This is a genomic window from Enterococcus sp. 3H8_DIV0648 (assembly GCF_002140655.1).
Lineage (GTDB): Bacteria > Bacillota > Bacilli > Lactobacillales > Enterococcaceae > Enterococcus_A > Enterococcus_A hulanensis.
In genome coordinates, this window is the sequence record NZ_NGLG01000002.1 from 773,555 (window position 1) to 800,308 (window position 26,754).

Annotated in this window: 29 protein-coding genes; 13 read left to right on the forward strand and 16 right to left on the reverse strand. The window is 41.0% G+C overall.

The features are described 5' to 3' along the window. Nucleotides 1-91: 91 nt before the first annotated feature. From A5875_RS19865 to A5875_RS19885, 5 genes are all read right to left on the reverse strand, one after another. Nucleotides 92-1,423, reverse strand: a complete 1,332-nt coding sequence (locus tag A5875_RS19865; RefSeq protein WP_088935300.1) for a PTS sugar transporter subunit IIC — start codon at nucleotides 1,421-1,423, stop codon at nucleotides 92-94. Between the two features lie 10 nt (nucleotides 1,424-1,433). Continuing rightward, complete coding sequence (locus A5875_RS19870; protein ID WP_088935301.1) at nucleotides 1,434-2,825, reverse strand: family 4 glycosyl hydrolase; 1,392 nt, start codon at nucleotides 2,823-2,825, stop codon at nucleotides 1,434-1,436. A gap of 101 nt (nucleotides 2,826-2,926) precedes the next feature. Continuing rightward, complete coding sequence (locus tag A5875_RS19875; RefSeq protein WP_088935302.1) at nucleotides 2,927-3,583, reverse strand: MurR/RpiR family transcriptional regulator; 657 nt, start codon at nucleotides 3,581-3,583, stop codon at nucleotides 2,927-2,929. 92 nt (nucleotides 3,584-3,675) lie between these two features. After that, nucleotides 3,676-4,203 carry a GNAT family N-acetyltransferase gene (locus A5875_RS19880; protein ID WP_088935303.1) on the reverse strand — a complete coding sequence of 176 codons (528 nt, stop codon included), beginning with the start codon at nucleotides 4,201-4,203 and terminating at the stop codon, nucleotides 3,676-3,678. Between the two features lie 129 nt (nucleotides 4,204-4,332). Beyond that, nucleotides 4,333-5,916, reverse strand: a complete 1,584-nt coding sequence (locus tag A5875_RS19885) for an NlpC/P60 family protein (RefSeq protein WP_088935304.1) — start codon at nucleotides 5,914-5,916, stop codon at nucleotides 4,333-4,335. Nucleotides 5,917-6,160: 244 nt separating this feature from the next. Here A5875_RS19885 and A5875_RS19890 point away from each other — a divergent pair, with 244 nt between their 5' ends. Both A5875_RS19890 and A5875_RS19895 read left to right on the forward strand, forming a co-directional pair. After that, nucleotides 6,161-7,126 carry a GIY-YIG nuclease family protein gene (locus A5875_RS19890; protein WP_088935305.1) on the forward strand — a complete coding sequence of 322 codons (966 nt, stop codon included), beginning with the start codon at nucleotides 6,161-6,163 and terminating at the stop codon, nucleotides 7,124-7,126. A 68-nt stretch (nucleotides 7,127-7,194) separates the two neighbouring features. Next, nucleotides 7,195-7,689, forward strand: a complete 495-nt coding sequence (locus A5875_RS19895; protein ID WP_088935306.1) for a GyrI-like domain-containing protein — start codon at nucleotides 7,195-7,197, stop codon at nucleotides 7,687-7,689. A gap of 516 nt (nucleotides 7,690-8,205) precedes the next feature. On the opposite strand, the gene A5875_RS19900 is transcribed toward A5875_RS19895, so the two are convergent. Further along, nucleotides 8,206-8,820, reverse strand: coding sequence for a histidine phosphatase family protein (locus tag A5875_RS19900; protein WP_088935307.1), 615 nt, complete (start codon nucleotides 8,818-8,820; stop codon nucleotides 8,206-8,208). A gap of 398 nt (nucleotides 8,821-9,218) precedes the next feature. On the opposite strand from A5875_RS19900, the gene A5875_RS19905 reads away from it, so the two are divergent. Then, the gene (locus A5875_RS19905) at nucleotides 9,219-9,479 is read left to right on the forward strand and encodes a DUF6442 family protein (protein WP_088935308.1); all 261 of its coding nucleotides are present in this window, start codon (nucleotides 9,219-9,221) and stop codon (nucleotides 9,477-9,479) included. A 97-nt stretch (nucleotides 9,480-9,576) separates the two neighbouring features. Next, nucleotides 9,577-10,311: a YdcF family protein gene (locus tag A5875_RS19910; protein ID WP_088935309.1), complete on the forward strand. Its 735-nt coding sequence runs from the start codon at nucleotides 9,577-9,579 to the stop codon at nucleotides 10,309-10,311. 75 nt (nucleotides 10,312-10,386) lie between these two features. Here the strand turns inward: A5875_RS19910 and A5875_RS19915 are convergent, their stop codons facing one another. Beyond that, nucleotides 10,387-10,809 carry a hypothetical protein gene (locus tag A5875_RS19915; protein WP_088935310.1) on the reverse strand — a complete coding sequence of 141 codons (423 nt, stop codon included), beginning with the start codon at nucleotides 10,807-10,809 and terminating at the stop codon, nucleotides 10,387-10,389. 94 nt (nucleotides 10,810-10,903) lie between these two features. Here A5875_RS19915 and A5875_RS23855 point away from each other — a divergent pair, with 94 nt between their 5' ends. Together A5875_RS23855 and A5875_RS19920 are read left to right on the forward strand one after the other, a co-directional pair. Next, nucleotides 10,904-11,050, forward strand: coding sequence for a hypothetical protein (locus tag A5875_RS23855; RefSeq protein ID WP_171004854.1), 147 nt, complete (start codon nucleotides 10,904-10,906; stop codon nucleotides 11,048-11,050). A 454-nt stretch (nucleotides 11,051-11,504) separates the two neighbouring features. Beyond that, nucleotides 11,505-13,037 carry an ABC-F family ATP-binding cassette domain-containing protein gene (locus A5875_RS19920; protein ID WP_088935311.1) on the forward strand — a complete coding sequence of 511 codons (1,533 nt, stop codon included), beginning with the start codon at nucleotides 11,505-11,507 and terminating at the stop codon, nucleotides 13,035-13,037. On the opposite strand, the gene A5875_RS19925 is transcribed toward A5875_RS19920, so the two are convergent. Then, the gene (locus A5875_RS19925; RefSeq protein ID WP_340672800.1) at nucleotides 13,034-13,567 is read right to left on the reverse strand and encodes a hypothetical protein; all 534 of its coding nucleotides are present in this window, start codon (nucleotides 13,565-13,567) and stop codon (nucleotides 13,034-13,036) included. The two genes, A5875_RS19920 and A5875_RS19925, sit on opposite strands and share 4 nt — an antisense overlap. Nucleotides 13,568-13,928: 361 nt before the next feature. On the opposite strand from A5875_RS19925, the gene A5875_RS19930 reads away from it, so the two are divergent. Next, the gene (locus tag A5875_RS19930) at nucleotides 13,929-14,510 is read left to right on the forward strand and encodes a helix-turn-helix domain-containing protein (RefSeq protein WP_088935312.1); all 582 of its coding nucleotides are present in this window, start codon (nucleotides 13,929-13,931) and stop codon (nucleotides 14,508-14,510) included. Between the two features lie 39 nt (nucleotides 14,511-14,549). Here the strand turns inward: A5875_RS19930 and A5875_RS19935 are convergent, their stop codons facing one another. Further along, nucleotides 14,550-14,990, reverse strand: coding sequence for a hypothetical protein (locus tag A5875_RS19935; protein WP_088935313.1), 441 nt, complete (start codon nucleotides 14,988-14,990; stop codon nucleotides 14,550-14,552). Between the two features lie 162 nt (nucleotides 14,991-15,152). On the opposite strand from A5875_RS19935, the gene A5875_RS19940 reads away from it, so the two are divergent. Then, nucleotides 15,153-16,733, forward strand: coding sequence for an Nramp family divalent metal transporter (locus A5875_RS19940; protein ID WP_088935314.1), 1,581 nt, complete (start codon nucleotides 15,153-15,155; stop codon nucleotides 16,731-16,733). A 37-nt stretch (nucleotides 16,734-16,770) separates the two neighbouring features. Here the strand turns inward: A5875_RS19940 and A5875_RS19945 are convergent, their stop codons facing one another. The 5 genes from A5875_RS19945 to A5875_RS19965 all read right to left on the reverse strand — a co-directional run bounded on the left by A5875_RS19945 (nucleotide 16,771) and on the right by A5875_RS19965 (nucleotide 21,894). Further along, entirely contained in the window at nucleotides 16,771-17,487 is a 717-nt protein-coding gene (locus tag A5875_RS19945; RefSeq protein ID WP_088935315.1) for a DUF5131 family protein, read from the reverse strand. Between the two features lie 117 nt (nucleotides 17,488-17,604). Beyond that, on the reverse strand, nucleotides 17,605-18,297 hold the full coding sequence (locus A5875_RS19950) for a tryptophan synthase subunit alpha (protein ID WP_088935316.1): 693 nt from the start codon (nucleotides 18,295-18,297) through the stop codon (nucleotides 17,605-17,607). After that, the gene (locus tag A5875_RS19955; protein ID WP_088935317.1) at nucleotides 18,297-19,577 is read right to left on the reverse strand and encodes a PTS ascorbate transporter subunit IIC; all 1,281 of its coding nucleotides are present in this window, start codon (nucleotides 19,575-19,577) and stop codon (nucleotides 18,297-18,299) included. The genes A5875_RS19950 and A5875_RS19955 overlap by 1 nt, the downstream gene beginning before the upstream one ends. An 11-nt stretch (nucleotides 19,578-19,588) precedes the next feature. Continuing rightward, entirely contained in the window at nucleotides 19,589-19,861 is a 273-nt protein-coding gene (locus tag A5875_RS19960) for a PTS sugar transporter subunit IIB (protein WP_088935318.1), read from the reverse strand. Continuing rightward, entirely contained in the window at nucleotides 19,858-21,894 is a 2,037-nt protein-coding gene (locus A5875_RS19965) for a BglG family transcription antiterminator (RefSeq protein ID WP_088935319.1), read from the reverse strand. Before A5875_RS19965 ends, A5875_RS19960 begins: the two co-directional genes overlap by 4 nt. Before the next feature lie 185 nt (nucleotides 21,895-22,079). On the opposite strand from A5875_RS19965, the gene A5875_RS19970 reads away from it, so the two are divergent. The 3 genes from A5875_RS19970 to A5875_RS19980 all read left to right on the forward strand — a co-directional run bounded on the left by A5875_RS19970 (nucleotide 22,080) and on the right by A5875_RS19980 (nucleotide 24,506). Beyond that, nucleotides 22,080-22,349 carry a hypothetical protein gene (locus tag A5875_RS19970; protein ID WP_016178166.1) on the forward strand — a complete coding sequence of 90 codons (270 nt, stop codon included), beginning with the start codon at nucleotides 22,080-22,082 and terminating at the stop codon, nucleotides 22,347-22,349. A 34-nt stretch (nucleotides 22,350-22,383) separates the two neighbouring features. Continuing rightward, entirely contained in the window at nucleotides 22,384-23,307 is a 924-nt protein-coding gene (locus tag A5875_RS19975; RefSeq protein WP_088935320.1) for a DNA/RNA non-specific endonuclease, read from the forward strand. A 152-nt stretch (nucleotides 23,308-23,459) separates the two neighbouring features. Next, the gene (locus A5875_RS19980) at nucleotides 23,460-24,506 is read left to right on the forward strand and encodes an LPXTG cell wall anchor domain-containing protein (protein WP_088935321.1); all 1,047 of its coding nucleotides are present in this window, start codon (nucleotides 23,460-23,462) and stop codon (nucleotides 24,504-24,506) included. Nucleotides 24,507-24,545: 39 nt separating this feature from the next. On the opposite strand, the gene fsa is transcribed toward A5875_RS19980, so the two are convergent. Beyond that, entirely contained in the window at nucleotides 24,546-25,196 is a 651-nt protein-coding gene (fsa, locus tag A5875_RS19985) for a fructose-6-phosphate aldolase (RefSeq protein WP_088935322.1), read from the reverse strand. Between the two features lie 240 nt (nucleotides 25,197-25,436). Here fsa and A5875_RS19990 point away from each other — a divergent pair, with 240 nt between their 5' ends. Beyond that, nucleotides 25,437-25,808 (forward strand): YxeA family protein, encoded by a 372-nt coding sequence (locus A5875_RS19990; protein WP_088935860.1) that lies wholly within the window; start codon nucleotides 25,437-25,439, stop codon nucleotides 25,806-25,808. A 39-nt stretch (nucleotides 25,809-25,847) separates the two neighbouring features. Here A5875_RS19990 and A5875_RS19995 read toward each other — a convergent pair whose 3' ends face one another. Next, a complete protein-coding gene (locus A5875_RS19995) occupies nucleotides 25,848-26,156 on the reverse strand; it encodes a carboxymuconolactone decarboxylase family protein (protein ID WP_088935323.1) in 309 nt (102 codons plus the stop codon). A 253-nt stretch (nucleotides 26,157-26,409) separates the two neighbouring features. On the opposite strand from A5875_RS19995, the gene A5875_RS20000 reads away from it, so the two are divergent. Beyond that, nucleotides 26,410-26,754 (forward strand): type I restriction endonuclease (locus A5875_RS20000; RefSeq protein WP_176244762.1); only part of this gene is annotated, 345 nt, incomplete at its 3' end.

Here is a 26,754-nt window from a genome sequence, read left to right on the forward strand (position 1 = left end):
TAGTGACTATTCTTTTAATTAGTCCCAAGTTGATCCAACGAAAAAAGAGACCAGCTGTCAACTGATCTCTCATAGGGGTGGATAAATCTATCTATGCACTCACACTCGCGGATTGTTTTTCTACACTTAGGGTTTCCTCAGGTTCTTCCAACTCTTGTTCATCAGCAAGATATTGGCGGTCCAAGGTTTTGATAAATGGATAGTAGATACAACCGGAAAGTATGGATACAACAATTTGTAACATGCCGCCTTTCCAACTGCTGGTCATTAACCAGCCGCCGATGAAGACGGGCGTTGTCCAAGGGATCGTGACCCCTGTTGGATAAGGTACTAATCCGCTTGACATGGCTAACCACGATACCAAGATCGAAACAAGCGGTGCCAATACAAATGGGATCAGCATCATTGGATTCAAAACGATCGGCAAACCGAATATGACCGGCTCATTCACATTGAAAAATCCAGGCAGCATCGATAATTTCCCTAGATCCTTTAACCGCTGCGAGCGACATTTGAACGCCATCAATAAGGTTAATGGAAAGGTTAAGCCGGTTCCGCCTAAATAAATGAAGAAATTCGCATAATCCATTGTTCCAATAAACGGTCGAACAAGACTTGCCCCTTGTTTGAAAATTTCCAAATTCTCAAATTGCGCCGCATACCATAACGGATCCATCACCGCTCCTACTACGGCGGTCCCATGGATACCGAAAAACCAGAAAAAGGTATTGAAGAAGGACGCAATCGTAGTTCCAACCAAAGTTGAGCCGACTCCTACTAAGGGCTTTTGCACAATATCGATCAAAAAATTGGTAAAGGTTCCATACGGCGACGCTTCAAATGCCAAACGAACGATCAAGAAAATCGGAATAATTATCGCGGCCGGAATAATCGCCGAAAATTGATTGGAAACAAAATCCGGCACCCCCTTAGGCATTTTGATCCGAATATTGTGTTTGAGTAAAAAAGCATAAAGCTCGCCGCAGATCACCGCCGTAATGATCGCCATAAAAAGTCCGCGGGCTTCAAAATCGGAAGCACTAAAGCCGCCGTCTTTTGTCTGTACCAACAGTACAAAGAACGAACAGATCGAGATGACGATCGCCGGAGTCGCGTTGACATGGTTCTGCTCGCAAAGTGAATTTGTGACACCAACGATCGCCAACAACGACATCAAGCCAATCGTCGACGGAACCACGATATCCCACGCCCATTTAGTCCAGATATCGCCCAAAGTATTGACCATGAACTCTTGAAAAATCGGAACGGGGAAATCGGCGATAATAATACAGACTGACCCAAAAATCAGAATCGGCAAGGTCGCCATCAGCCCATGACTTAAAGCGGTCAAATATTTATTACTCGCCAATTTATTGGCAAAGGGCGTTAAGGATTTATCAATTAAATTTGTGAAAGCTTCCATTGTAATCCTCCTAACTGAATGTTGGGAAATACTGTCCGTTCGCCTCGATGTATTCGTCTAAGATCGTCTTCGCTAAGTCCGTATCAACAACTGTGCGATTAGCCACTAAAGCCTGCAGACATTTTTGATAAGAACCTTCCAGTGTTGCCTCCACCGTTAATTTTTCATACGCATATTGTGATTCCAATAAACCTTTTTCAAAGGTTCCGACTGGACCATAGGCCAGCGGCTGTGCTCCATATGAACCTACCCGACAAGCAACTTCCAACATCATGCCCTCTTCCAAGTTTGGAATGACACCCTCATTTTTCACCATTAATAAGAAAATATCATGCTTGTTATATGCCAAGCTCTCAGCCAGTTCGATAATATAGGTCGCATGTGCATCGTTATTAGCAACCGAGGCTTTTTCATTTTCATTATCAGCATTCTCGCCATAACGCAGGTCTAAATCATGTTTGGTGCCCTTCATTTTGCCCAGCTTGACGATTTCACGACAATAAGCAAACACATTCTTTTCCCGATTATCCATCACATAATTGGCACGGGTATAATTTGGATCGCTATGCTCCACCATTTCCTGCGGGTATAGATAATACTGCATGTAGGTATTCGGTAATGAGTAAGGATAATCCTTGACCATTTTTTCGAGATGATTGAAGGTGAAATTCCAATAATCATCATTTTTAGCGGTAAATCCTAGCTTGTCGCTGGCGTTTCCTGACAATAATTCCTGCAAGATTGTCGGCAGAACATCTTCCCCAGTTTCTTTGTCATACATCGCCGTAAACCAGCCAAAGTGATTCAAACCAAAGTAGCGCGGTTCAACATCCTGACGTATTTTATCAGCCAATGGACAGAACACATCCATAATATCGATCGGCATATCACAAATATTGATGATGCGGTGGTCATCTGGGAATAACAGCTTACACGCTTCGGCTACGATCGCTGCTGGATTGGAATAATTTAAGATCCACGTATCTGGTGAATAGCTGCGAATATCCTCGATCAATTCTTTCATTGCCAAAACACTGCGGATGCCGTAAGCAAAGCCGCCAGGTCCACAAGTTTCCTGACCGATCACTCCATACTTCAATGGAATTTTTTCATCTTGCTCCCGCATCTTTAAGCCGCCTGCACGAATTTGGACAAAAGCAAAGTCCATATCTTTGAAGGCGGTCGCTTTATCCGTCGTATAAACATATTCTTCTAATTCTGGATAATACTCACGGAATAAAACTTCGCCATATTGACCGATCGGCTCTTGGCGTTTTTCATCATTGTCGTACAGTACGATTTTTTTCACCGGAAATGTTTCCTTCACTAAACACATCAATTCCATCATGTCGGGGGTATAGGTACTTCCGCCTCCCACAAATACTACATTAAACTTTTTCATCTGACTCCATCCTTCCTGTTTGTCTCAATGTTTTCTTGGATCTGAACTCACTATACAACAGCAGGAAGGATTAAATTTTTTTAGACCAGTTATAATTGTAACTACTTGTCCAACTCCAGCAGGACGTACTCAAATAGAGCTAAACACTTACTATCGAACAAGTCAGGAGCATTCGGTTCACGTTCGGCACTAATGACTTGAGTATAGGTTACATGTGTACCAATTGTACTTTTTTCCGCTGCAGTGAGGAGAACCGAAACAGAAACATTGGATTTGACCTTCTTGGCGATTTCTAAAACATCCTCTGTTTCTCCGCTTTTACTGATAAAAATCACTAAGTATTCTTGATAAGGAATCGTCATATCGATCGGCGACCCGCTGTTAACAAACAAGCCCAACTTCGAAAGCTTCTTTTGCAGGTAGTCCGCTACGATTGCCGAATAACCGATCCCGAAAACAAAGATAATTTTATCTGAAAATTGCTTAATTAGCGCTGCCAGCTTTTGGACCTCCTCAGTATCAAACATGACAATCTCTGAATTATTAGGCGTTTTGCCTAAGCGTTGTTTATATTTATTGACGTAAATCATTTCACTGAACCCGGAATAGCCGATTTTTTTGGCTAATTTTACAATATAAGTTGTCGAAACATAATTTTCTTCGGCTACTTTCGTCAGCTTCGGCAATTCACCTTGCTCAATCGCTTTCATTATTTTCTTGTAGATTTTATGTTCAGTATGATTCAACTGATAGACCATCCCACTCACCTCTTTTTGATTTTATTATAGCATTTAAGCAAATTCGAAAATTAGCCAACAAAAAAGCTGATGAGGAAACTTCCTCTCATCAACTAATTAATCGTTGTTAATTTTAACAGATATGACGGATGCTCCAGCCCTGTCGGCTCATAAAAATTCTTCGACTGAAATTGAAAACCGAGTTTTTTTAATAATTTCTCCGAAGCCTGATTATACGGATGATGGCCGGCAAATAAAGCCGTTAAATCCGTTTTGTTTACCGCATAATTGATTACACCTCTCGCTGCCTCTTCGGCAAAGCCTTTTCCCCACGCCGACGGCACTAAGTGAAAGCCCAGCTCGGCTATCCGATTTTCCAGATCATAAGCATGCAAGCCGCAACAACCGACAAACTCTTCAGTCTCCTTTAGAAAAAGCGGCCAATATTGAAAACCAAAAGCCTTTTGACTTTCAATTTCTAATGCTAATCGCTGAAGCACTTGTCTTTTTGACAATTGCCCATCTTTGGCAATAAAGTGCGTGACTTTTTCATCGCCCCATAATTTATCCGCCAGATCTTTGTCTTCTTCTGTCCAATTAGAAAAAAATAAACGGTCGGTTTCTAGTTGCTTTTTTCTCACGATTCCTCCCCCTCAATTAAAAATGTCTTTTCCTAATTTTAACGAACATTATTTCTACCATGCAATAAAAAAATACCCAAGCAGACGAAATGTTTCTAAGTCTCCTTGGATATTATTTTTAAGTTAATTTTAGTATACGCGGACACCGAAGTCTGGTGCGTAATATTGAGTTGAACCGTATTTCACGTTTTCACCTGGTTGTGGTGCGTGAATGTATTGGTCGCCCCCTGCTGAGATCGCTACGTGGTAGCTTGATCCTTGGTCGCCCCAGAATAATAGATCGCCTTGCTGTGCTTGGCTGACATCGATTTGTGTGCCTGACGATTCTTGTGCAACCGTCCAAACACCGATATCTTGTCCAGTTACTTGTTTGTAAACATATTGAGTAAGACCAGAACAGTCAAAGCCGCTTGTATCTTTTCCACCCCATACATATGGTGTGCCGATATATTTTTCAGCTTCGTTAACGATTTGTTCTCCCCGAGAAGCTTCAGTCGTTTGAGTTGTTTGATCAGTAGTCGTTTGTTGTGTTTGGTCTTGCTGTGTTGTTTGTTGTTGAGTCTGATCTTGCTGTGTTTGCTGCTCTTGTTCAGGTTGTTTTTCCGGTGTTGTTACTTGTGTTTCCGGAGCAGGTGTTTGAATCGCTTGCTCTTCTTGAGCAGGTGCCTGTTCTTCCTGAACGGTTGGAGCTGTTTGATCATTTTGAACTACATCTGGAGTCACCACTTGTGTTTCGGGTGCTGGTGTTACATCCTGCGTTGCAGTATCAGCTATAGTCTGATCAACCACTGGTGTCGTATCAACAGTGGTTGCTGGAGTAACAGGAGTCACTTCTTCAGCTGGTGCTTCGGTTACGGCACCGTTGCCAACAACTACATTTTGGCCAGCATAGATGTTATTTTCAGTGATGTTGTTCCAATCAGTAAATTCTTGAACACCAATCTCAAATTGATTCGTGATAGAATTAACCGTGTCACCAGATTGAACAGTATATTCTGTTGGCTGTGCTGGTGTTTCAGCAGCTGGTTGTGCTACTGGCGGTGTCACTGGTTCAGTTGCATCGTAGCTAGTTAAATCGTTCTCTTGAATGGTTGAAACTAATTTTTGAACGTAGTCTTGATCACCATTGAAGCGGCCTTCCAATGCAGCTGCTGCTGTTTGGTAGTCTTTGGCGTTACTGCGCCAAGTTCCGCTAAAGTAGTTTTCATTGCCGTCGCGAGAAGTTGTCTTAATGATTTCAATATAGTCTTGGATTGCTTCTTTATAAGAACCATATTGTTTCATTTCTTTCTTTTCAGTCTGGCCGGTTTCTGCGTTCTTCTTGTCTAACATTGCAGACTTGCCTTGATATTGACCTTCTAAACCAAATAGATTGTAATAAGGCGCTTGCGCGTAATCGGTTTGGCCCCAATCACTTTCAATGATGGCTTGTGCAATCATAATCGAAGCGTAAAGGTCATGTTTTTCGGCTAACGGTTTGATTTCATTTGAAATCTCATTGATAAAAGCTTTTTTATCAACATTTGATGTAGTTGCAGTCGTTTTGCCTTCAACAGCTTCTACCTCATGTGTGTTTAGCAGTGGTGCCGCTACCGAAACCGCCACTAAGGCTGTACCTACCACAGCCGACCCTTTTTTTAGATAGCGATAGTTAGGGGTCTTCTGTCGTTTTTGTTGACGCAGTTCACGTCGGGTTAAAACTTTATTTGACATTTAACATCTCTCCATTCTCTCTCTCATTGCTTTCTTAACGTAATTAATTATAACACAATAGAAATGGCAGGTCATTGTTAAAGAACTGCATTTCTTGATATTTTAGATTATTTTTTCAGAGAATAGACCAAAAACACCTACTTTTCAATTATTTTCAAAAATCTAAAAAAATTGATTCTGGAACAACCCTTTTAAAAGTTGTTTAAAAATCTTTTTTGTCGAATCAAACAAATGAGGTGCTCATATGCTAAAAGAGAAAATTAAGAATCTGCCAAAAACGCCTGGAATCTATAAGATGAAAAACAGTCGCGGGGAGATTATCTACGTTGGAAAGGCCAAAAATTTGAAGCAGCGGATCGGTTCCTACTTTATTCAAAACAAGCAGCATTCACGTAAAGTTCAAGAGATGGTTCGCTGGATTGCTGACTTTGATTACGAGTTAGCGGCAACAGAATTCGATGCTCTCTTATTAGAATGCCATTTAATTCATCAAATTCGCCCACGTTACAATCGAATGATGAATTACTATGAAGGCTACGGCTATTTTCAATTTATTGATAAAGCCCCCTACCTGAAAGTCCTAAGCGAGTGGTCTGAGGAGGGCTTAGTGATTGGTCCCTTCTATAAACAAAGCAAGATCCAGGAATTGAAAGAGATCATCAATAGTACGTATCGCTTAGACGGACCGTTGAAATACGTAGCGGGCATCGTTAAAAACTATGACGAGATTTCTCCTGAAGCAGAGTTTGATCTGCGGATACAAGAGATCAAGGAGACGCTTTTAGGTCAGTCCACCGCCCTGCTTACGCGGATCGACCAGCGGGTACAGGCTGCCAGTGAGCGCCACGATTATGAAGCCTCTGCGCAATGGTGGAATAATTATTTGACCGTTCAGCGCTTTTTGCGGCGCAATAAACAGCTGATCCAGATCATGCAAAACCAAACATTTGTCGGTATATTGCCGGAAGACGGCGTTTATTACTGCTACTTATATGCTAAAGGAGAATTGCTGAATCGGGTGGTTTATCAACGCGAACCTAGCATTGAGCAAGCCAAAAAGCGATTAGAAAAAGTCGTTTCAGCTAAGACCTGGCAGCGGCTGGAAGCCAAAGAACGATTGGATAAAGCCGATGTTGACTTGTTTCCTATCTTCTTTAATTATTTGAATCAGCATGGACAGGTCAGAGGCTTCTCCCCGCAGGAAAAATAGCTCGTATTTGTATTCGATTTCATTCCTTGTTACAATCAGCGTAGGAGTTTTAGAAACGGGGGATGACTATGCAGATTGAGAAGATCACTAAACCAGCACAAACGATCGTTTCGATGTCCACACATATTTCACATGAACATTTACCAAATTACATCGGAACCTCTTTTGTAGACCTGTTAGAATATATTCAAAAAAATGAAGCTGAGCTTGTAGGGACACCATTTATTTCTTATTTGAACCTAGATGAGACCGGCCAAGCTAGAGATGAACTCTTAGCTGTCGAAATCGGCTTTCCTATTAATAAGGAAATTCCTTCAACAGAAAAATTCCAAAGCTATGTCCTGCCCAGCTATCAAGCCGTCCGAACACTCTATGTCGGTGACTATGATGATTTGACGGATTCTTATAAGGAATTAATCGATGCCATCAAGCAAGAAAATGGAATCTTCACCTTCCGCAGCTATGAATACTTCCTGACGGATGCCTCCGTACCATTAGAGGATCAAGAAACCATGATCGAATTGACCTATCGCTTAAAACAAAAAGCATCACTTACAGAATGACCGAATCAAAATTAAAATAAAATGAGAGTCCATCAATTAGAAAATTGATGGACTTTTTTTAGCTTTTATTCATTTGCAGAGACTTACTCTCAGTAAAAAGTCTGTTCTTTTATCTCTTAACGTCTTTTTCTCCTGCCAAATAAAAAAACACTTTAGCAAAAAACGCCAAAAAGTCTTTTAAAAGTTATTTATAACTCCTATCCATTTTCACTCGATTAATAAGATGGACTTCATGGATGATTGTCTTTTATTCAATCACTTATAAGCAAAAATTAAGCGATTCAGTCGATTTCCGCTTGATGATCAAATGCTAATTTTTATTATTTTTAACAGAATAAAAAAGTCCGAAAATAACTAAAACGATTACATAGGTCTTCTGCCAAAAACAGATGCAAGAATTAACTAGTTCTTTTTGTAAATGTCCAAAAACTAACTAAAAAACCATAAAGTAGATTTTCCACTTCAAAAAAATAAGCATACAATGACATTTATGCCATTATATGCTCAGCTTATTCACTAAAAGGTTTGACCCCATGTTTCAATGTTTGTTTTCTCTTTTGAATAGGTTAAAATCGTCAGGCTCGAATTATCTACGATTCCACTCTCGCGAATTTTTGCTAAGGGCACACCTTTTAGCGTATTCAATAATGCCACCAGCAAAATTCCATGACTAACTACCAAGACCTTTTTATTCGGATGAGCCTTTGCTACCTCTTCGATCACCTTGGTACTTCGAGTGATCAAACTGGTATAAGGTTCCGCGTGAAATTTCTCGGCCGCAAACAAATCCGGACGGGTCCGATAATTTTTCAAATCTTCGGGATAGGCGGCTGTGATCTCATCGATCTTTTGACCATCCCAATCGCCTAGACGCATTTCACGCAAATCTTCGACGATCGTCAATTCCGGTGCCTGTGCATTTTCTGCTAGAATGATTTTCGCAGTCGTTTGCGCCCGCATTTGAGGCGAAGTCAAGGCTAGATCAAATGGGGTAGTTTTCAAGTGTTGAGCCATTCGCTTCGTTGCTTCTACACCAGATGGGATCAACGGAGAATCAACTGTTCCTCCATTGAAGCGACCTTTCGCATTAATTTCCGTTTTTCCATGTCGAACAAAATAAAATTGAGTCACACTCTCACTCCTCGTATACGATGTTTTTTATATTTTAAGTTCCCTGCTAGCTGCTCTTTCCGATTACTTGAAACAATCAAGAGCTCCTTATTCGTTTGCCAATCGATTAATACAGCAACTTTCACTCATCCAGTATACACTAATAATCAGTGATTTATACCAAAAAGAATGCGCATTTCTGACAACGATTCAAAAAATAACTGTTTTATTAAGGAGTAGGTGCGGATATGCGTGACTTTGTAATCGGATTCATTTATAATAAAAACAACACTACTCGTGATATTGACCCGATTTTGCTTAATTTAAGGGCGATTAAAGCTTAAAAAGAGCAAAGTTTTAACTCGGAATTAACTTTAAAATTAGCTTGAGGGCTTAATCTATAGAATGGAGGGCAACGCATGGAAAAGGAAAGAAAACAGACCAGCACAGATTTGGCGCTAGCCACGGCCGGCATTTTCAGTATGATTCTTTTCAGCATCTTAATGCTCGCGCGTGTGATCGATGATCGCGAAGTCATGGATCTGTTTAGTCTCTTTACCGGTGCCGCCGCCGCCTTTTGTTACGGGAAATTCCTTTGGCTCAAACAGAAAAGCTGGTTGACAGTCTCTGTTGTCCTTTTTGCCTTATGTATTTTCTTTTTTATTCGGTATTTATTCTAACCTGCTGTCGGTAAATTTGACCGACAGTTTTTTTCTGCTGAAAATTTTGCTACTATTATATAGGAGAATATTTCAACTTAAATTTAAGGAGGCAATTATGTCTGATTTTGCGACACTGGTGGATTATCTGACGACGGTTCAGGCTAATCCTGATTTTCACTCTGATACACTGCTGATAGCTGGCAACAGCCTGCCTCATTTGATTGTTTCTGCTGCGAAATTTTGTGAAACGGAAGCTGAGATTCATCGCGTCATTTTTGTCGGCGGAATCGGGCATGGCACGGCACCGCTGATCGCAAATTGTAAGAAAATGTGTCCGGAACTGGTTCGACCAGAATGGCCGCAGCTTTCGGAAGCGGAAATTACGCAGGAAATCTTTTTGCATTACTGTACTCGTGAGCTTACTTTACTATTAGAAAAGAAATCAACCAATACGGGAGAAAATGCCCGCTTCTCTTATGAGCTGTTCACTCAAGATGCACCGAAAAATTTTTGGCTGGTTCAAGACCCGTTAGTGCAGAAGCGCTCCCATGTCACCTTCAGTAAAGAATGGGGGTTGCCGTTGTCGGCGATTCAACCGCTCTTTTTTGAACAACCAAAGCTGATTGATTTTGATACCCGCCCCCATTTTGAAAATAATGAAATGGACGGCTGGTGGGAAGCCGATTATTTCTTATCCTTAGTCATTGGTGAGATTCGGCGATTGAATGATGATAGCGAAGGCTATGGTCCAAAGGGCGCCAACTTTATTCCACATGTGGACGTGCCAGAGAATGTTTTGGCGAGTTATCAGCGCTGTCGAAAATATTTAGACGGAAATACCCGAAAATAAAAAAGGATCATCCTACCTTAGTTGGGAGGATGATCCTTTGTGTTCAACTTAAATCAGAGTTTTCACGGTCCGGCTTCACGAACTAGCTTTTGAGCGCGTTCGCGCGGCCTTTCTTCCGATCCGGCATTTGTTTTTTGCCGTAACTGTTATGGAGTAATTTGGACTCTTCATTATACGGAGCGGCTTATTCTGTTTGCGATCTTCTTTATTGGGCGGGTCGTATTCAGTCACAAAATCAATCAAGCGTTTTTTGGCGCGAATAGTTAAAATCGCACAGGTTGTCAGCCGATTTTGTACTTTGCGTGCCAAAAGGCTTGAAAAATTATCTTCAGGGCGGCCATTAAGCCGTTCGTTGATTCGTTCAACCTCATAGAAAAGATCAAGGACAGATTGGAAAGGACGAGGCTTATTCTTTTTTTCAGCGGAATGTTTGAATTTCCCTTTTTTATTCTTTTCATTCACGAATGCTTGCTCTGTAATTTCTGGGACCATTCCCATCGTCCTCCCCTCCCATTACCTTCTAATCGATTGATGTATATATCCTGTCTCTTATACACATCTATATGTTATTAAAAATAAAGGAGGAAGGACGATGACGTTTTTTGAACAAGAAAAACCCTACCGCGTAACATTTGATTTAGAAGAAAACATTTTTATTGTTTATTCTACTGCTACCGGTCAACAAGGAACTGGAATCACCATTGAACAAGCGATCTACGACTTAAAAAAATCTGCCTAAGGAGCGCATCTCAATGAATGAAGCCTATAATTAAAAGCCTCTGCTTAAAAATCAAAAGCAGGGGCTTTTTTGGTGTCTTCAGCTTACATAATTGTTCGTTTTCCATAAGGTAAATGAATGTCTTCTTTTATTATTTTCACGGTATACTGAGTTAACGAAAAGACGGAGGTTGAAAAGAATCATGAAAATTTTGTTATTTCCATTCTTCGCAGTCAGTTATTTGTTGGCCCATGTCACCCTTCATTTGTCCCTCTATCCAATTCATTGGATAGCTAGCTTATTTCAATAATAGGAGTGAAAAAAATGACAGATTTTATTATTTCCGACATTCTCAACTATTTATTATCTGCCCAGCTCTAAAAATTCACGAGTCCTTTAAAAAAGGGCTTTTTTTTCTTGACTATCTCCGCTTTTTATTAGATGATGAGAAATTGAGTAAGAAAGTAGGAGAAACATGAGTATCTTAGATTTAACAGGGATCGCTCAGCAATTTGGCGACAAGATCCTGTATGAAGATTTAGAATTGCATTTGAATAAAGGGGAACATCTCGGCCTGATTGGACAAAATGGCGCCGGAAAAAGTACCTTGATCAAGATCATTACCGGCGAACAGCTGCCGGATGAAGGCACTATCGCATGGCAAAAAAATATCCACGTGGGATATTTGGACCAATATGTTGAAGTTGATCCGACCTTGTCGATCAAGGATTTTTTGAAAACCGCTTATGCGGCGGATTTTGCAAAAGAGGAAAAAATCGGTGAACTCTATATGGAATACAGCGAATCGCTGGATGATAAGCTGCTGGAAAAAGCCGGTCGTCTGCAGACGGAATTAGACCAAGGCGATTTCTATCAAATCGATACCTTGATCGCTGAAATGAGCAGCGGTTTAGGCTTGGATATTTTAGGGATGGACACTCCGCTGGAGGATTTAAGCGGCGGACAACGGTCAAAACTGATTTTAGCAAAATTATTATTGGAAAAACCGGATGTCTTGATCCTCGATGAACCGACGAACCACTTAGATGACGAGCACGTCGCTTGGTTAAGTCAATTTTTACAGGATTTTGCCGGAACGTTTGTGGTGATTTCTCATGATCGCGAATTTTTGAACCAGATCACGACCCACATCGCCGATATCGAGTTTGGAAAATTAACCAAATACACCGGAAATTTAACGAAGGCGCTGAAGCAAAAAGAGCAATTCCAAGAAACCTATCTGAAGCAATACGCCGCGCAAAAACGCCAGATCGAAAAAACCGAAGCCTATATTCGCAAATACAAGGCCGGTTCTCGTTCAACGATGGCAAAAAGCCGTCAAAAACAATTGGACAAGGTGGAGCGCTTGACGCCGCCCTCTTCCAATGCGGTCGCTCGTTTTGAATTCCCCTATGCCCCGATCGTTACGACGCTAGCTCTTGAAACGACGGATCTTGAGATTGGTTACCAAAAACCCTTATTAGCACCGATTAATATCACGCTGCGCTATGGCGAAAAGGTCGCGATTCGCGGATTTAACGGTATCGGTAAATCAACGTTGCTGAAAACATTGATCGGCGCGATCCCGAAAATCGCAGGTGAATTCCATCTTCCAGCAAACACAAAGATCAATTATTTCGAACAGGACCTGCAATGGGAGAACCCTTACCAAACCCCATTACAATACCTAAGCGAGCATTATCCGAAAGAAACCGTCAAAGAATTACGGAAGCATTTAGCCAAAGCTGGTCTACCCAACCAATTAGCCCAAGAACCGATCAGCACCTTGAGCGGTGGCGAACAAACCAAGGTCAAGCTTTGTCAGATGACTATGCAAAAGGGTAATTTGCTGATCCTCGATGAACCAACCAACCATATTGACCAAGCGACAAAGGATAGTTTGCGTGAGAGCCTAGCGAATTTCACCGGAACTGTCATCGTCGTTTCCCACGAAGAAGCCTTTTATCAAGATTGGACCGATCGTGTGATTGAGATCAGCCAGAATTAATTTAGCATACTTAATCGCTCCAGCAGCCGCCAGCGCCTTTTTCTCGGCGTGTCTGTTGGAGTTTTTTTAGTTATTTGTCTATCCGGCGGCGACTCCAGCAGTTGATTTGCGCTGACATAACTCCCCGCCAACACAGCACCATCCGGCGTTTGCGTGCCAGTCACCTGTGTCGAAAGTCCTATGATTTTTGTACCCAATTGGACAAATTTCTCTGCCAACCAATTTTTGACCGACGTCAGCCGAACAGCCAACTTCCGCCATTCCCGAGCAGAAAAATACTCCTTAAAATAGCTAAACAGGCGGCGCTGTATCCGCGATGCCTTTGTTGTCAGGAATATTTTACGGACCAAATCCTTCATCATCCAGCTGAAGTCCTCGATTGTAAGTTCCTCCCTCACCTGTAAAACCAGCAGATATTGAATGGCTGTATCCCCATCCTGCGTTTCCTGATAATAATTTGTTAGTCTTTTTTCCAGTGTTTTCCTTTTTAGCTGAAATAATTGCTGAATCGTGAAAAGCGGCTTTTCCATGTTGTTTCCTCCCCCTAAAAACTTATCTGCCTATACTGTAATTCTCCCAACAACTTTTTTCAAACAACCTCAAAATGGCGATTTCACAAATGGGAGCACTACGTCTTATCGCAAAAAGCGGATAAATTTATGATTTTTTTAATTGGAAAAGCGAAAAATTCGGAACTTTTATTGTTTAAAAAAAATAAAGTTTATGGATTGAGGCGGACGCTCTCCCCCAATCTTTTTTCCGCAGTCATCAATAAAACGGTATATAATAGTATTTAAGCAGGAAATCTAGGACTCAACTGTTGGTTGAGTGGCTTTTTAGCACATTCAATCAATGGTTTATTGCCTATCAAGTGCTCTGGAGGGTAAATTTATGGTAGCGATCGGAACGAATATTAGAGAATTGAGAGTCGCCAAGAAGATGTCGCAAAAAGAACTGGCAGAGCATCTGCACGTCACTCCCCAAACAGTCTCTAAATGGGAACTTGATAAAAGTTATCCTGATTTGGACACCTTGCTTCAGCTGAGTGATTTTTTCCATATCTCGACAGATAAACTGCTGGGAAATTCGAAGCCGTCATTTCTTGAAGCCCTCTTTTCTAAAAAAGGAGCAAACACCATGAAAAACAATGAAACTGATTCTAAACCGAAATATCTAGAAGGAGAAGTTCCCAAGGCGGTCAAAGTCGAGAACGCTGCAAATATTTTGGTCATCACCTTCGACAATGGCGAAATACGCTACCTGAAATCCCATTATATCAATGACTACTTAGACGCTTACTCATTGAAGAAAGGCCATGGCAAACGCCGTTTATTGCTAGGCGGCCCAGCAACCATGTGGTTAGGAACCGAAATTGAAGTATTAGAAGATGGTTCCGTCCTGATATTTGGCAAGGACAAATACTCTCCACAAGAGCTTTGGTACGAAAGCCAGCCAAGTATTACACTCTTATAAGAACACAAAAAAAGGCTTCTCGGTTGAGAGGCCTTTTTGTTAACGCCATTGAAGCTCGTTGCTTTCTTTTAAAGTCAGACCAAAACTTTCGTAATGTGTCAATACTCGTTCTCGCAAATTCGGTACGTTTGTCCCTTTTCTGATTAAAACATCCACTCCGGCGGGTGTCACCAAAGATTTTTCGAAACGGATCACCAATACATCGCCCTTAATTGTCACGACCTGCCAGCGGCTGCTTAAAACTTTCAACACACCAATCCCCCGCCAGATAAACTGCTCTCCAGCCAAGCGATCAATCCCTTTGATTTGCTTGGGCTTGCCCTTAGCTTCATATTCCACCAAGTCGAGTAATTCCACCGCATTTTTCTCCGTTTTCTTATACGTGATCCGCGGATTCTTTCTTTTATTTGATAACCACATAGGAAAAGTCGTTCCTTTGATTTCCCATGTGCCCTCAAGTTGTGGTAACCATTCTGTCATGAGCTCACCTCATTTTCTTCTCTTCAGTGTAAAATAGATTTGATTTTTGGTAAAAAAATATGCTTTTTAAAAATTTTAGGCACACCGAATCTTTTTCTTTTATTTTCCTGAATTTGGGTGTATGATGGCATCGTAGAAAAGTTAGAGAAAGGTGGAAACATCTTGAGTACAAATAAGCATCCCCTAATAAAACATACAAACGGACTTTCTTTAGAAGAAGTTAATGGTACCGTCGAAGTACCGAAAGGAAAAAGTTTTTGGCGCACATTGTTAGCCTACTCTGGTCCAGGAGCGTTAGTCGCTGTTGGTTATATGGACCCGGGAAACTGGTCGACCTCTATCACCGGCGGGCAAAATTTCCAATACTTATTAATGTCTGTCATCTTACTTTCCAGTTTAGTAGCGATGCTTTTGCAATACATGGCAGCCAAACTAGGGATCGTCACACAAATGGACTTGGCCCAAGCGATTCGCGCCAGAACTAGTAAATCGTTAGGAATCGTCCTTTGGATCTTGACTGAATTGGCCATCATGGCAACTGATATCGCAGAAGTTATCGGTGCAGCCATCGCGTTGTATTTATTATTCAACATCCCATTAGTCATCGCCGTTTTCATTACCGTCTTTGATGTACTGGTTTTATTGCTATTAACAAAAATCGGTTTTCGAAAAATCGAAGCGATCGTCGTCTGTTTGATTTTCGTAATTCTCTTCGTCTTTATTTATCAAGTCGCTTTATCCGATCCTAACTGGGGAGATGTCTTGAAGGGCTTTGTTCCAACCAATGAAACCTTCGCCAACGCCCCTGCTATTGGTGGTCAAACACCGTTGACTGGCGCTTTAGGAATCATCGGTGCGACGGTCATGCCGCATAATTTATACCTGCACTCCGCAGTTTCACAAACACGGAAAATCAATCACGAGGATGAAGATGAAGTCGCCAGCGCCGTGCGCTTTACTACTTGGGATTCCAACATCCAGCTATCGATGGCTTTCATCGTTAACGCATTGCTGCTGATTATGGGTGTGGCAGTGTTCAAAACCGGAACGGTCAAAGATCCTTCCTTCTTTGGATTGTACGAAGCATTATCGAATCCAGCCACCATGAGCAACGGTATCTTGATGAACGTGGCAAAAACAGGGGCATTATCAACCTTGTTCGCAGTCGCTTTGCTGGCATCCGGTCAAAATTCGACGATTACCGGTACCTTGACTGGTCAAGTTATTATGGAAGGCTTTATTCATATGCGGATGCCGATTTGGTTACGCCGTTTAGTAACTCGCCTGATCTCCGTCGTTCCCGTATTACTCTGTGTCTTGCTATTTAGCGGAAAAGGCGTGATTGAAGAACATGAAGCCTTGAATAATTTGATGAATAATTCGCAAGTCTTCTTAGCCTTCGCTTTGCCGTTTTCCATGCTGCCATTATTGATGATGACCAACAGCTCAGCAGAAATGGGCGAACGCTTCAAAAACAAAAAAATCATTCAACTCCTTGGCTGGGTCTCAGTCATTGGCTTGACCTATTTAAATTTGATCGGATTGCCAGGTCAAATCGAAGGATTCTTCGGCGATAACGCCTCAGCCGCAGAGATCATGACTGCAGATACGATTGCTTATGTTTTAATCGCCGCCGTTTTAGCACTGCTAATCTGGACGATCGTTGAACTGCATAAAGGCAATAAACGCGTCGCTGCCGCTCATGCACAAACTGTACTGGATGAAGATTTTTCTGAAGATTAAACGAAATAAAAAGCCGAAATCAGCTGATTTCGGCTTTTTATTTATTCGGATACCAATTGATCCCTGCTTTTTTTGCTTGGGAAAATAATTGGCGATAATTCAGCTGATAGTCTTGACCATCCTTGATAAAATGGGTGCCGCATTGACGAAACTCGAAGGGAATTCCCCGTGCGATCGTTTCCTCCCGCAAGTTCAAAATCCAATCGTAATTCAACGGGCGCGCATTTTTATGGTACTCGCCCCCTGCCATCACTAGTTCCACATCCTCTAAGTAATCACTGATAGTCATTTCTGCAATCAAGGGCTGGCAAATAATATTTTTGTGTTTGATCGGAAGCTTTTGAAGCAGTTTCAGCCGTTGATCCGCTCTTTGCTGATTCTCCACTGAGACACCGATCGTGACATTGTCATACCCCTCACCCCAATCATCGGGTACGACGGACAGCAGTCGCTCGATCCGCTTCGTCAGAAAAATAAACTCTAAATCGGGGCGTTCCTTGATCATCTGCCAGCATTCGTCCCGCCACGGATCAGCCTCTTCAATCAAAAAGTCACTGGAAAAGCACACATAAACCTTCTGTCCGCCCTTCATTTTATAGCCGTTTTTCGTTTTTTTGATTGGCGCGTCAAACTGCGCTGATTTTTCGATCTTGCTGGTATCCACATCCCGCTTTTTGTCGCCTTCATGAATGAAGCAATACTTGCACCCCTCACTGACTCGCCGACAGCCGCGCCACGGATTCCAAAATGCCATGCTCTCACCTGCTTTTTTCTTTTATCTTATCAAACTTTCGTTGTAATTCGCGAGCTATTTCATTTAACAAGACGTAAAAAAGAATCATGCCCCACTTAAAAGTGAAGCATGATTCTTTTAAAATACCGCTTGAATATCCGTTAAGTATTCTCTTATCCCAGAGATTCCACCTTCATTGAACTGTTTGATAAACTCTGATCCAACAATCGCTCCATCTGCTCCATTGGCTAAAAGACTGGCAATATCTTGCTGATTTTTAACCCCAAAACCAACAAATATCGGTAAATCAGTCTTCTTTTTGACGTAAGGCAAAATTTTTGTATATTCCTCTGGAAGCTGATTAAACTCTCCCGTTTTCCCTTCGCCAGAAACAAGATAAATGAATTGTGAGCTTTGGGATAATTGTGAAGCAATCAGTCCTTGATCCATATCTTGGCTAAAAGTGTGAACAAAACCAGGATAATTGTCTCCAGTTAAATTTTTATCGACGCATAAAATCGCATCATAAAGTCTTCGAGCAAGTTTCTCTAATTTAAAATGTTTCACACCCTCATAATAAGTCATCAAAATCGTTTTGAAAGAATAACGTTCCCGTATTTCACTCAACACCTCTGCGATTTTTTCAGCGCTTAAATCTGAAATAACTTTTTCTTGCGACTTCCTAACTACTGATCCGTCTAAATGTGGATCGCTGACAGGAATCCCAATTTCAACGTACCCGATTTGAAATTCTTCAATGACATCTAAAATTTCAAAAAAAGATTGTTGCGTCGGATAATTAATCGTCAAATATAAGACAAGATTTTTCATTAAGCACCTCCCAGCAGCTGCAGAACCCAACCTAAAATTGGTCCATAAACGGTATAATCGGTTTCACTGAGAATTCGCATAATCGGTGCATAGCTGCCGACCATCGGAAGCAAGAAAGCTTGTCCAAAAATTAATAGAAAACCATTTGCCACTGAACCCAAAATGGCTCCTCTGCGTCCTCCATGAGCATTCCCGAAAATCGCTGTCGCAGCTCCCGTAAAGAAAGTCGGAATTAGTGCTGGAAATACAACCACCGGATAATTCAGCGCACCTAGTATCAGCATCCCTGCTAAACCAGAAACCAGACTGCACAAGAAACCAACAATCACTGAGGTTGGATAGTTTGGAAATAGCAGCGGAATATCCAAGCCGGGCTTCGAATTTGGAATAATTTTATTCGCGATTCCGTGAAAGGCCGGAATAATTTCCGACAACATCATCCGCACACCTGTAATAATGACCGTGATCCACATTCCGAACTCAACACCACGCAATAATGAAAAGACAATAATATCTTGCCCGCCAGTGATATTTTCCATCGTCCAGCTAGGTGTTGCAAAAAGACTCACCAATAAGAATAAGACAGTCATAACCAATGTCAAAGCAATCGTCATTTCTCTAAGAAAATTCAACTTCTTAGGAATTTCCATCTGCTCTAAGTCATGTTCCTTATTACCGAACAATTTAGCCAACAAAGTAGCTACTAATAAACCAGAAGAGCTGGAATGTGCTAAGGTAAAGCCTTCTCCTCCTTTGACTCCCTTAATACAGACAGCTACGTAGGCACAACTAAAAGTCATATATAAACCTAACATAATCGCCCCAACAGCAACGATACCGGTAAATGGCAAAGTAGTATTGAATTTCAATAATGCTGCAATCAAGCCGGCAAAGAAAAAGGAGACATGAGCAGATAAATGAACATACTTAAAACGAGTGAAACGCGCCAGCAAAAGATTGATCAGAAAGCCGAAAGCAAAAATCAACGACATTTCTGTCCCAATGTCCGCAAAACTTTCTGCCTGAGCCGCGCCGATATTTGATGAAAAAGCCTTCATATCAAATATCTTTGAAATCATTTGCTGGAGCGGCAGCAAGGCGCCACCCAGTGTTTGACCGCCAACATTGATCATCGTAAAACCAATCATTGTCTTGATCGTACTTGGCAAAATTTGATCCCAGCTCTTTTTTTGAGCGACCATACCAACGATGACTACCATACCAATGATAAAAACTGCTTGGCTCAATACATTATTTACAATATATAAAAAGACCGACATTTTTAGCCCCCCTATTCATTGATCGTCCTTAAAAGCTGCTCTTTCAAATACTCTTTATCCATCATATTATCGATTCGCACAATTTTAGCTGTCGAATCCCGTAAAGTGTCAGCAAAATCTGAAGTCGTAATCAAAATGTCATAACTATTTGGATCAACCGAACCGATATCTGCTGCGTCAACAGAGGCTTCAATATTTTCAGCATCCAAAATTTGCTGGGTGAACAATCTCATCATCATGCTGCTGCCAACACCCGCTCCGCATACCGTTACAATCTTTATCATGATTCATTTCCTCCTTTAACCATCATCAAAATTTCTTTGGCTTTTTCAGCATTCAAAAAACGCTCGACATTTTCTTCATGAGATAAAATCTCTACTAGTTCTGCTAGGGCCTTCAAATGCGTCTGATGATCGACCGCACATAAGCCGATTACGATTCTTACTGGATCGTTCTTAGGATGACCAAATACTACAGGCTCCTGTAAAGTAACAATGCTAAAACCAATATCCAATGCTCCTTCTTCCGGACGCGCGTGCGGCATAGCGATCCCAGGTGCAATTACGATATACGTTCCATTTACTTCAACATTCTTTATCATTCCATCAATATAACTTGGTGCCGCCAAATCGTTTTCTACCAACAATTCGCCGCTTCTTCGGACTGCTTCATCACGATTTTTAGCGTGGTAATGAAGATCAATTAAAGATTCAGTCAATATTTCTTTAAGCATAGGCTGATACTCCCTTTTCAAATTTTCACCTGATTTAAGATTCAAATATTCTTTAAAATCTTCCGACAAATTCTGAACTTGCTGCGGTGTTAATCCCGCATATTTTTTTACCATTTTCAACAATTTTTCTACACTGACCTCATGAAAAACAGGTTTAATAAATTCGCTGATGATGCTGATGTCTTCTTCTGATAAATAAGGATTCACCTGCACAAACGGAACACTTTTAAGCTCTAAGGAAATAGTAGTAATCACTAGATCGACTTTATGATCCGCCAACCAATTGATCCCTTCCTTAGCTCCAAAAGTTCCCACAACATCGACATTAAAAATATTTTTTATTTTGCTTTTCAAAATCTCTGAGGTGCTGATGCCGGCATGACAGATGATCACTATTTTGGTTTTATGGGGAACATAAAACTTTTTACGTTCCAATGAAGCTGCGAAAAATAGCGTGAAGAAGCTTATTTCGTGATCAGTAAACTCAACCTTCAGCATTTTTTCTATTAATGAAATATGCTTGCGAATAAGCAGATGCAAGTCATGATAGTGGTCTAAAACATAGTCATACATCGGATTTTCCAAGGTTTCATTCGCTAACGTTCGCTTATAAGCCGGGCGCAAATGATTGATCAACCCCTCATACAGTTTTTTATCCCCTTTGAAATCCAACTCAGGAAGCTCCTTATTCACTGCTGTAATGAAGGTTTCAATCACTAAATTGAAGGTTACCCATTTGTCGAAAAGCAATTCTTGAGACTTAGTGATCGAAGCTTCCGAAAGTTTATTCGCTAAATAATTTCGTTCTGTCATGCTGACCGGCTGGTTGAACAATTCATCTAATTCTTCGCAATATTCAAGCAAGATCTGCTCTTCTTTACTTAATAAATCCTTTTCAGCGACTGTCGTAAGAACCTTGCCTAATTCCATTCGTTTCTTAGTGATCCAAAAATGTACGATCACCTTTTGAAAGGCTTCATCACTTAATTGAATTCCCAGCTGATTACAAATTTTCTCAATGAATTCTTCAATCGATAATAATACTTGCTGCTCCGTTTCATAATGCTCTGTTTCAAAAAGCAGCGGATCTTGTTCAAGTGTGGCAGCTAATAAATTGCGAATCCTACTCTCATCGCCAAGGATTCGATAGCCTCGAAATGGAATACTCTCGAGCACAATCCCATTTTTCTCCAGCTTTTTTCGAATTGCCTGCAAATCACTCAACAAAGTATTTTTCGAAACAAGCGTCTTCTTCAGCAAATCCTCCGTGCTGAAAATAGCTGTTGAAAGTAAAATCTCCTCTAAAATACGAATCCTTCTGATAAGCTTATCGCTGCTGACAAAATCGCTATTTTTGAGCAATAATTTTTCAATTGCAGCAGGATTTTCCACGTTGTAGTACACACGCGCTTTTTCAATGACAATGATCTCTTGACCAGCCGCAGCCAGTGTTTCATTTAGTTTATTGATATCGTTATAGATCGTACGCGTACTTACTTGAAATCTTTTGGCCAATTGATTGATTTCAAATGTCTTTCCTTGTTTTGCCAGCAAACTATATAAATTTGATAATCGATTATCCATAAGCTTTCCTCCTGAATTTAGTATAAGGCATCACAAACGTCATGAAAAAGAACAGTTCATTTCAAAAAATTTGAAACGAACTGTTCCAGTAGTTTGCCCAATTTAGCCGCTATTTCGTTATCAGAGCATTAATTGCGTAAAAATGCTAAAATTAAGTGAATGATTTTATAAAAGGAAGTGATTTTTTGGAAGAATATCGCGGCTTGTTAGAAAAAACGATTTTATTGCAAGAAAAGCCGATCATGATGTCATTATTGATTATGAGTGATGGTGAGAATAAGACCGAAGTCTTGATCAAAGACCGCTATTTATCGAGTTATGTTTTCCGCCTGCCGGAAAATAAATATATGATCCACATTGAAGGTCGCCGCAACAAACGCAACCAGCTCGTTGCCAAGCATTTTGAAATTATGAATCCTGACGAATACATCAAGATCATCGGCGCGCCGGAATAACGCGGCAGATATTAAAAGAATAGGAGCAATTCCCTTGTCAAAGAAAACTAAACTAGTTGCTGCGATCATGATTGCGGCAGCTAGTTTCGCTGTGTACAGCGGAAAAAATTATTTTCAAGAACCCCAATCATCAAAAAGTACACCAACCCAAACACCATCGCAGGTTATCTCGGCCCAACAGGATTTAGCCAAGCTAGAGTATGAAGGCACCCAAACGATCGAGATTAATCAAAATAATCCGACTTTTTCTAAAGAGGATCTCTCTACCGCCAATGGTCCGTGGGCGAAATACGGCGACTTAGATCAGCTGAATCGAGCAACAGATGCCGAAGCCCTGCTGAATAAAAAGCTGATGCCCACCGAAAAGCGCGGCGAAATTTCCAGCGTCACCCCCACCGGCTGGCACAATAAAAAAATCAACGGGCAATATTTATTCAATCGCTCCCATTTGATCGGCTACCAGTTGACAGGCGAAAATGCCAACTGGAAAAATTTGATCACCGGCACCCGACAGTTAAACAGTCCGGAAATGCTGCGTTTTGAAATGGATATTAAATATTATTTAGAAAAAAGCCCTAAGAACTATGTGCGCTATTCCGTCATTCCGGTTTTCCGTGGAGATGAACTATTGGCGCGAGGCGTTCATATGATGGCTCAATCGATTGGCAGCGATGACATCCAGTTCAATGTTTACATTTTTAACGTACAAAATGGTGTAACGTTGAATTATGCGGACGGTACCAGCACAGTTGGAACGACTTCACAGACTTCCACCTCAGAGGCAGCTCCTCTCGATAAAGAATATGTCGACAGCAACGGCAAAGGCCTGATCAAAGGATCGAAAAGCGGTGTCTATCACCTGCCCGGCAGTAAATATTACGATAAGACCACTAATCCCCGCGCTTGGTTCAAGACGATCGACGAAGCGAAAAAGGCCGGCTATCGCGCGGCGAAATAGCGTTGAAACCAATAAATACTCATTAAATCGTCAGCTAATACTTGGTTTCGGGAAACAAAATGAATAAAAATTAAAAAGTTTTCATTTTTATCTTTACAGATACATTTCTTATGTTACAATAATGTTACGAAAAGATTAAGGAGTGATTTTTGATGAAAAAAATTTTGTTAACCTGTGCGCTATTACTTTTATTCCCCCTGAGCGCCAATGCTGAAACTGAGGCTTTAAATACATCGGAGGATTCTACCGTAGCAACCGAACAAACTACGGATACATCTTCGGAAAATCAAAGCGACACTACCGCTACAGAAGAATCAAGTACCACTGCAACAACTGAGGATACGACTGCTACTACGACTTCTTCAAGTGAACTAGAAAATGTTGAAGTAAAGGATATTGAAAAAGCGAAAGAAAAAACCATTAAAAAAGCAGAAAAAGAGATGGGCGTGAAGAAAACAGATACTCCAGTCAATGACGACTTGAGTCCTGACAAACTTCGCGAGACTTTAAAAGATCCATCATTGAAGGACATTTTTACAGAAAAAGAGATTGATAATTTTTCCGATCAACAATTAACAAACGCTATGACTCTGTGCATGAGAATGGGTAATGACACTTTCGGATTAGACATAGGTGGATACGCTCGCATAGTGAATGCTTTATACAAAGACAAAACCCTCTCTTGGGATAAGATCGAAAATATTTTAAATTTTAATCCTAACAATTACAGCAACGCCATAGAAATGATCGATGACGTCGACAGTTTACAGGCTTACTTGAATGCTCTATACCCTAGCGATAGTTCATTCATGGCTGTTCGTAATATGAGCCGCGAAGAATTGATCAATGTATTGAAATACATTTCTCCGATTCAAGAAGAAATGATCGGTACAGGAAATTCATTCTTCCCTGGAATCATCGCTTGGATTAGCCGTTACGCTGAAGATGATGACATTCGTAATGGTGTAACACCAAGTACGACAACCAATGACTCAGTTTCCGGCTCCACTTCAGAAGAGATTGCTTCTTCCACTAGCGCTGCTGAAAACAAAGCGCCTGCTCAAGACGATAAAAATGATAAAGTTTTAGGCTTCTTACCAAAAACTGGTGAGGAAAGAAGAACTTGGCTGACAGTCGCTGGTGTCATCATTCTAGCGCTGATCGCCTTCATCATGATCCGTCGCAACCGTAAAAGATAAAAAAAATCCGTGAGCGAATTTCTGCTCACGGATTTTTTATTATTTTTTTGATTGAAATGCCTGCCAATCTGCCTCGAATTGAGCGATCCCGCTAGTCGTCAGTGGATGACTCCATAGCTTAGGAAACAGATTGCCCGGGATCGTCGCAATATCCGAACCGGCCAACGCCGCTTCTTCTACATGCCCCAGATGGCGAACACTCGCCGCGATAATCTCTGTATCAAAAGCATAAATATCAAAAATTTCACGCAAATCACTTACCAGCTGGATGCCATCGGATGCTATATCATCCAATCGGCCTAAGAATGGGCTGACATATGTTGCCCCGGCTTTAGCCGCCATCAAGCCCTGCGCCGCCGAGAAAATCAACGTGACATTGGTTTTGATACCTTCTTTTGAAATCGTGTGGACTGCCTGTAGACCTTCCTCTGTCATGGGAATTTTGACTACGATATTTTCTGCCCATTGACTGATCTCTCTTGCCTCGCGAATCATCCCTTCACTGTCTAAGGATGTGACCTCCGCACTGACAGGACCGGCGACCAATCCGCAGATTTCTTTGATCACCGACTCAAAATCCTTGCCCTCTTTTGCGATGATCGTTGGATTCGTCGTAACCCCATCTACCAAGCCCAGCCGATTGATTCGTTCGATCTCTTCAATGTTCGCCGTATCTAGAAAAAACTTCATGTTTTCCTCCTATACTAGGTTGTTCCCTCAGCAACATTTTCATTTGCCCTTGTCCGACACCTCACCAAATAAAACGCTTTCTTTCCTATATAAAGTATACTCACTCCGGATAATTAGTTCAACAGCCAGCCAAGCTTGTGACAATTTTGTTAGGCGCAGATAGGTCCCTCGCCCGATTTTCCCAGAACGTGTTCTTGATAAGCTAAATGTAACAAGTTTGAAGGGATGGTCATTCAACTCATGATCAAAAAAATAATTGGATTCATTGCATTTATCATCATTTTATTATTTGGCACCATGCTTTATTCAAAAAATTCATCTAGCGAAGTCGCTGGTGTCTTGGATCAATTCAATCCATTAGTCCCAAAAACTGAGCTTTATGTAAAAACAACAACGCCGCAATCTGTAAATGTTTACGGAACCGCAACTTACAAGCAAATGGCCGCGAATAAAAATGGGAAAACACGGAGGATCACCTTTGACGGCCTCACTGAATTAAAAACGGATCGTTACTTAAAAATCATCAATAAAGGGGCCCACATAGAATCCTACGAGGAAGTTCTTCGGTATCAAGTCCCGGAAAAAGCCTTAAAGGAAATTGATCCGCGCTAAAAAAAATACTGGAATGGCAGAAAAGCCACTCCAGTATTTTTAATTTTTGTCATAAGCTTCTAAAGCAGTAGGCAGTGCATTGATCACTTCATTTCCCACCGCCGGCAAACCGATCATGATCGTGCTGATTACTTCTTGTCGAGTAGCCCCCGCTTTTTTTGCCAGCATCACGTGAAATGGCAGGCCGCCCGTTTTTCCTGTTGCCGCCAAGACTGCCAAATACGCTAAATGCTGCGTTTTGTCATCTAAAACACTTTTTTCTCCCCATGAATGAATCAGCTCATTGAACGCCTGTTGATACTCTGGTGCTTCCTTCGCGAAGGTTTCAAAAGAATTACTTATTGTCATGTAACACCACTCCCTTTTTGAATCAGTGTACCAGACCAGCAGCGTTTTAAGCTAGGTCATCTCGCAGCGCTTCAATTTCTGATCCAAGCTGATCATTAATTCCACGGGGATTATAACTCTCAGGTCTTGCATATTATTTATAAAACAAAAATGAATCCGCTTTCTAAGTTGAGATAAACTATGGTAAACTTATTAAGTAATGTTTTGAATATAAAAATTGGTATATATCGATAATGTTAGGAGTTGTTTTTTTATGGAAATGGATAAATTCAAAGAAGATTTGAAACAATTGGGGAGACGTGTAATTGAATTAAAGGATAGCATTGGTACAGAAGAAGCAACTAAAACTTCTTTAATCATGCCTTTTTTTGCTGCCCTGGGATACGATCTTTTTAATCCGACAGAATTCGTACCTGAGTTCACTGCTGATGTTGGAATAAAAAAAGGAGAAAAAGTTGACTACGCTATTGTTCTTGAGGGAAAACCCACAATCTTAGTTGAAGCAAAATCAATTAACGAGCAATTAACAAAGCATGATTCTCAATTATTTAGATACTTTGGAACAACTGAATCAAAATTTGGAATCTTAACAAACGGA